The following is a 6,017-nucleotide window of genomic DNA, read 5'->3' as shown; positions in this document are numbered from 1 at the left end:
GGGTTCCGCTACGACAGCGGCCATGTGGCGACCACCTCCGCGGCGAGCGCGGGCAGATCGGGCCAGGACCGGGGGTCCTCGCCGTGCGTGCCCTGGATCGCGGACAGCCAGCGCTCAAGGCCGAAGGCGACACACGCCGAATGCGCGTCCTGCCCCGCCCTGGTGATGCCGAACGCCTCGCCGAAGTGCTCGTGGTGCAGGTTCACCGACGCGATGGCCAGATCCCCGTACGTCGCCTCGCGCTTGACGGGGCTCAGCTTCTGCAGCAGGAAGGCCGGGTTCTGCTCCGGCTCGAAGAACGGGTCGGTCGCGTGCTCCCACTCGACGTCCAGGCCGGCCAGTTCGAACAGCCGGGTCACCGCCTCGGTGGTCCGCCGCGCGAACTGCGCCGTCTCCTCGGCGGTGCCGAGGCAGACGATCTCCCGCATGGCGAACGACCACTGGCGGCGCAGCGGCACATAGGCCTTCTCGCGCCGGTAGCAGGTGTTCACCGTGGTCAGGTACAGCGGCTCGGCGAGGGCCTCGCCCTCGTGCGCCGGGTAGAGGTGGTAGCACGCGGCCGGGGTGAGGATCTCGGTGGCCGCCCCCAGGAAGGGGCCGGGGTCCTGGTCCGGGTCCTTGGCGAAGTCACCGAGCGCGGTGGGGTCGAGCCCGACCGCGAAGGTGGCCTGGTGCGGGAACGACCGCAGATAGCCGGTCCTGCGCAGCACGTCCGCCGGAAGCGTGGACGGATGACGCTCGGCCCCGGCCCCCCAGACACCCGCCAACTGTACGAAGGCCGCGTCCGCGTCCTGGGCCAGCCGCAGCAGTTCGCCGGAGAGCGAGACCTGTCCGGAGTCGTGCCAGCGCATCACGACCGCACCCCGAAACGGGTGGCGAGCGTGTCGATGTCACGGAAGTCGGTCGGACGCAGGTCCTCGACGTCGATGGGCGTACCCCGGAGGCGCTCCATCAGCAGCAGGAGCTCCGGTATGTGGACGGACCTCAGGGTCCGGTCGGCGAAGATCGGGCTGTGGTCGGTGACCTCGACCCCTGACTTCTCGCTGACCCACGCGCGCAGTTCGGCGCGGAAATCCGGTTCAGAAAGCATCGACGGGCTCCTCGGGAAGGATCTTCTCGCTGGCGAGGAAGCCCAGGCACTTGGCGGTGACGGTACGGCGGTGCTCCCGCTGTGCCGGCGACTGCCACGCGGTCTCGGCTGCTTCCCAGGGGTCGGTCAGGCCGGCGTCCGCGTAGACGTCGGGGTTGTAGTACTCCCGCCAGCTGCTGGTGATGAACGCCGCGAGGTACCCGCGCACGTCGTCGACCGTCTGCGCGTCCCACTGCTGCGTCCGCCACAGCTCGGTGACCAGCTGGCGCCCGAAGATCAGGTGCCTGGCCTCCTCGACGTGGTGGTTGCGGTTGATGTACCTGGCCACCGGGTGCAGCCGCTCGTCGCGGGCCTGGAGCCAGTTGTAGTGGTCCACGATCTCCTCGAAGATCATGGTCTTGGCGAAGAACAGGAAGTCGCCGACGTCGCGCGGCACTTCCTCCTCGTTGACGGAGAACTGACGGCTGCGGTACACGCGGGCGTACCGGGTGCAGAACCCGCCGAAGAAGATGCTGTGCTTGTTCTCCTCGTCGAGGAAGTGGTGCAGGTAGTCCGCGACCTGGATCATTTCCTTGCGGTAGAGCCGCTCGGCGAGGCCGGCCATCAGGGACTTCTCGCCGTGGATGTTCAGGCTGTAGAAGTTCACCGCCTCGTAGAACGCCAGCCGCTTGCGGGCCGCCTCGGGCATCGCGTCCCACTCCGGGGTGCCCGCCAGGCTGAGGAGTTCGGGGGAGGAGAACCAGTCCACGTCGGGGTCGACGGTCTCCGGCCAGTCCAGGGCGGTGTAGGGGTTCTGGTACGAGTGCTGGGACACCTCGCTCAGCCGCTTGGCGACCGCCGCCACAGAATCCGCGAGGCTCATGACCCGACTCCCGCGCGCCCATGCAGCCAATCACCCATGTCGCCTCCTGAGACGGAAATAGCAGCAGCGTCGCGGATTTGTTTCCTGTTAAACGTCAGGTGCGACCTGAACGAATCGATATCGAGAGGTTCCAACATCGAGCTCCCGTCTTCATTCCAGGTCTGCCGCCTGGGTCCGCGAATTGTCGGGCCGGAATCATCGACAGGGGCGATCGTAGGCCGGGGGACTCAGGCAAATCCCTAGTCACTATCGCGACCGTCTCGTGCAGGATGGGGCGCATGTCGATACTTGGGTGGCTGAGCGAGCCGTCTCCCGGCCACGGCGTGTGGTTCGCCGGGGAGCGGGGCGGCTGGGAGCGGGTGGAGTACGCGGAGCTTGCCGAGGACGCCCGCGCGGTCGCGGCCGACCTGGCCGCTCGGGGCGTGGGCCGAGGAGATGTCGTGGCGATCGCCCTGCCGGGCAGCCGCGACGGACTGGCCGCGCTGTTCGGGGCCTGGGCGGCGGGCTGCTGCACGACGATGCTCCCGGTCCCGGGGTACGGGGCGGGCGAGGAGTACACCACGCACACCGCCGCGATCCTCGAACAGGCCCGCCCGGCGATGACGTTCGCCGACGCCGAGTCGGCACCGCTGCTGGCGGGCGTGACAGAGGTCAGCGAGGTACGGCGCGACGCGGCCGGCGCGGGACCCCTGCGGGAACCTGGCCCGGTCGCGGTACTGCAGTTCACCTCGGGGACCACCCGCAGCCCGCGGGCCATCCAGGTCACCTGGGACAACATGGTCGCCAACTTCGCCGTCCTCTACCGCTGGATGGAGTGGAAGGACGGCGACGGAATGGCTTCCTGGCTGCCGTTCAACCACGACATGGGCCTGCTGGCCTGCGTGATGACGGCCGCCCGGCAGGGCGACCTGTGGCTCATGCGGCCCGACCAGTTCATCCGCTGGCCCGAGCGCTGGCTGTCGAGCCTGGGCCCCGGCCGGGCCGCGCACGCCGGAGCGCCGTCGTTCGGCTTCGGCTACGTCGCCCGCCGCCTCCGCCCCGAGCAGTGGGCCGAACTCGACCTGTCCGGCTGGCGGACGGCGATCGTCGGCGGCGAGGTGCCCGACCCCGGTGCGCTGCGCGCCTTCGCGGCGGCGGCGGCCCCCTCCGGGTTCGACCCCTCGGTCATCCACCCCGCCTACGGACTGGCGGAGAACACCTCCGCGGTCACCGCCGGCGCGGTCGGCCGCCCCGGCCGGGTCGTACGGCCGGACTGGGAGAACATGCGGTTCGGCGAGCCGGTCCGGATCCTGGAGACCGGCCGGCTGCTGCCGCCGCCCGGCGACCTGGGCCCCGACGCCGCCGACGGCGCCGGCTGGCTGGCCGGACAGGGCTGGCCGATCCCGGTCGACGAGGTCGAGGTCGAGATCGCCGGCGCCGAAGGGGAACCGCTGCCCGAGGGCTCGCTCGGCGAGATCGTGATCACCGGCCGGTCCGTCGCCGAGGGCTATGTCGGCGACGAGCCCTTCGGCGGGCTGCTGCGCACCGGCGACGCCGGCTTCGTGCACGACGGCGACCTCTACGTCCTCGGCCGGATGGGCGACAGCCTCAAGGTCCGGGCGCGGACCGTGTACATGGAGGACCTGGAGCTGAAGGCTCGCGAGGCCGCCGGACTCAACCGGCTGGCCGTGGTCAGCATGAGCGACGGCGGCCGGCCCGGCATCGCCGTCTTCGCCGAGGCCGAGCCGGGCCCCTGGGCCGACAAGGTCACCCAGGCCCTGCGCACCGAACTCGGCCCCGACCCCGAGATCGCCGTCATCTCCGGCGAGCGCGGCCTGATCCGCCGCACGTCGAGCGGCAAGCCCCAGCGGCGCGCGATGTGGCAGCTGTGGTCGGCCGGGATGCTCCCCGGCACCCGGCTCCTGTGACACCACCGGGCCCGGCGCACGACGGCCGGCCCGGCGGCGAAAAACGGAATGCGTCTTTCGGCGCGGCACGTTCCCGAAAGTGACTAGGGATTTGCCTGAACCGCCGGACCTATGCTCATTCCATCGATGATTCCGCCCACATGATTCGCGGAGCCAGACAACGGCCCGGCGCGAAGACGGGAGCTCGGTGTTGGAATCCCTCTACATCGATTCGTTCAAGTACGCGCTAGGCGAACGCAAAAGCCACGTCAATGAATCCGCGGCGGCCGGCAGGCTTTTCTCCTCCGCCGAGGACATGAAAGCCGCGGGATTTCGCTGGCACTACATGTGCGAGCCCGGAACCTCGGCCTACGACCTGGCCTGCGCCGCCGTCCGCCCCATAGCGGACCGGGCGGCCGGCGCCGACGCCATCGTGTACGCCACCTGCCTGCCACTCAACGGCAACCTGGGCAGCGACGAGGAATGGCGCACCAGCCGGGACGTCAAGCACCTGATGGACTTCCCGGTGAGCCGGCTCCAGGCCGACTTCAAGCTGGACGGCGCGATCGCCATCGGCCTCAACCAGCAGGCCTGCACCTCGATGCTCGGTTCGCTGCGCATCGCGGGCGCCCTGCTCGGCAGCGAGCCCTCCTGGGAGCGCGTGCTGTGCGTGAGCGCCGACCGGTTCCCCGAGAACGCGGTCTACGAGCAGGCGTACAACGTGATCTCCGACGGGGCCGCCGCCTGCGTCGTCAGCAGGGAACCGAGCGAGGGCGCGTTCCGGCTCGTCGCCAGCCACCAGATCACCAACGGCGGTCTGGGCATGGCCAGCGACGACGAGACCGTGGGCAGCTACTTCAGCTATATGCACCGGCTGATCGCCCAGACCCTCCAACGGGCCGAGCTCAAGGCCGCCGACCTGGACTGGGTGGTCACCCAGAACACCAACGACGTGGCCTGGACGGTCCTCGCCCACCTCTTCAAGATCGACACCGAGAAGGTGGTCAGCGTCACGCTGCCCGACGCCGGGCATGTGATCTCCGCCGACAACGTGCTCAACCTCGCGGCGCTCGTCGAATCAGGACGCGTCAAGTCCGGCGACAAGCTGCTGCTGACCATGGCCGGCTTCGGCCTCAACTGGCAGGCCACCATCCTGGAGGCGGTGTGAACCAGTCATGACCGTTCTCGTCACAGGAGCCAAGGGCTACGTCGGCGGCCTGACCGTCAAAGCACTGCGTGAGCACGGCGGTTACGGCGATGTGCTCGCCTACGGCCGCGCCGAGGCCGACCTCACCGTCCCCGGCGCCCTCGACGCGGTCCCGACCGCCGGCATCACCCACATCGTGCACGCAGCCGCCGTGACCAAGTTCGCCGTCGACAGGGCCACCGCGCAGGCGGTCAACATCGACGGCACCGCACAGGTCGTGGAACTGGCCAAACGCTGCCCCGACCTGGAACGCGTCGTCCTCCTCTCGACCCTGTACACCGCGGGCCTCGCGACCGGCGACATCGCCGAGGAACCCGCCGGCGCCGTCGAGGAACCCCGCACCGACGCCGACGACCCGCCGGGCGTAGTCCGCTTCGCCAACTACTACGAGTGGTCCAAGCACACGGCCGAGCGCCTCGTCCTCGACAGTGGGCTGCCCGCCACCATCGCCCGGGTGCCCACGATCATCGCCGACGACGACACCGGGCACGTCAGCCAGTACAACGCCGTGCACAACACGCTCAAACTGCTCTACTACGGCCTGCTTTCGCTGATGCCCGGCCTCCCCGACGTCCCGGTCTCCCTGGGCACCGGCGACTTCACCGTCAACGCGACCATGGCCCTGCTCGCCGCCGAACCCGGCATCTACCACGTCTGCCCCGACCTGGACCAGACCCCGCGGCTCGGCAGGATCGTCGACCTCATGTTCACGGCCTTCGAGCAGGACACCAGCTTCCTCAGGCGCCAGATCCTGCGTCCGCTGCTGGTCGACGAGGCCGCCTTCGCCAACCTGATCAACGGTCTGCGCACCCTCCCGCACGGCCCGGTGCTCGACGCGCTGGAGTCCGTGTCGCCGTTCTCCGCACAGCTCTTCCGCCCCAAGGTCTTCGGCAACGCGCGCCTCCACAAGGCCTGGCCCGGCTATCGCGCGCCGGACCCCGACACGCTGGTCTCGCAGACCGCCGAGTACCT

At 69.9% G+C, this 6,017-nt stretch carries 6 protein-coding genes; 3 read left to right on the top strand and 3 right to left on the bottom strand.

From position 1 onward, the window contains the following. Window positions 1-8: 8 nt before the first annotated feature. The 3 genes from SPR02S_RS58735 to SPR02S_RS58730 are packed head-to-tail and all read right to left on the bottom strand — an operon-like array spanning window position 9 to window position 1,952. On the bottom strand, window positions 9-851 hold the full coding sequence (locus SPR02S_RS58735) for an aminoacyl--tRNA ligase-related protein (protein WP_019065484.1): 843 nt from the start codon (window positions 849-851) through the stop codon (window positions 9-11). Then, window positions 851-1,090, bottom strand: a complete 240-nt coding sequence (locus SPR02S_RS54585) for a hypothetical protein (protein WP_019065483.1) — start codon at window positions 1,088-1,090, stop codon at window positions 851-853. Before SPR02S_RS54585 ends, SPR02S_RS58735 begins: the two co-directional genes overlap by 1 nt. Further along, the gene (locus tag SPR02S_RS58730) at window positions 1,080-1,952 is read right to left on the bottom strand and encodes a diiron oxygenase (RefSeq protein WP_019065482.1); all 873 of its coding nucleotides are present in this window, start codon (window positions 1,950-1,952) and stop codon (window positions 1,080-1,082) included. Before SPR02S_RS58730 ends, SPR02S_RS54585 begins: the two co-directional genes overlap by 11 nt. Before the next feature lie 278 nt (window positions 1,953-2,230). Between SPR02S_RS58730 and SPR02S_RS54575 the strand changes: the two genes are divergently transcribed. The 3 genes from SPR02S_RS54575 to SPR02S_RS54565 form a co-directional block, all read left to right on the top strand. Next, window positions 2,231-3,859, top strand: a complete 1,629-nt coding sequence (locus tag SPR02S_RS54575) for an AMP-binding protein (protein ID WP_019065481.1) — start codon at window positions 2,231-2,233, stop codon at window positions 3,857-3,859. Window positions 3,860-4,049: 190 nt separating this feature from the next. Further along, window positions 4,050-5,006 carry a 3-oxoacyl-[acyl-carrier-protein] synthase III C-terminal domain-containing protein gene (locus SPR02S_RS54570; protein ID WP_158698039.1) on the top strand — a complete coding sequence of 319 codons (957 nt, stop codon included), beginning with the start codon at window positions 4,050-4,052 and terminating at the stop codon, window positions 5,004-5,006. Between the two features lie 7 nt (window positions 5,007-5,013). After that, window positions 5,014-6,017, top strand: a 1,004-nt coding sequence (locus SPR02S_RS54565) for an SDR family oxidoreductase (RefSeq protein WP_026151762.1), incomplete at its 3' end; no start/stop codon positions are given.

Source organism: Streptomyces prunicolor NBRC 13075, assembly GCF_000367365.1.
GTDB lineage: Bacteria > Actinomycetota > Actinomycetes > Streptomycetales > Streptomycetaceae > Streptomyces > Streptomyces prunicolor.
Note: the sequence above shows the minus strand (reverse complement) of the source record. Positions and strands in the feature narration are given on the sequence as shown.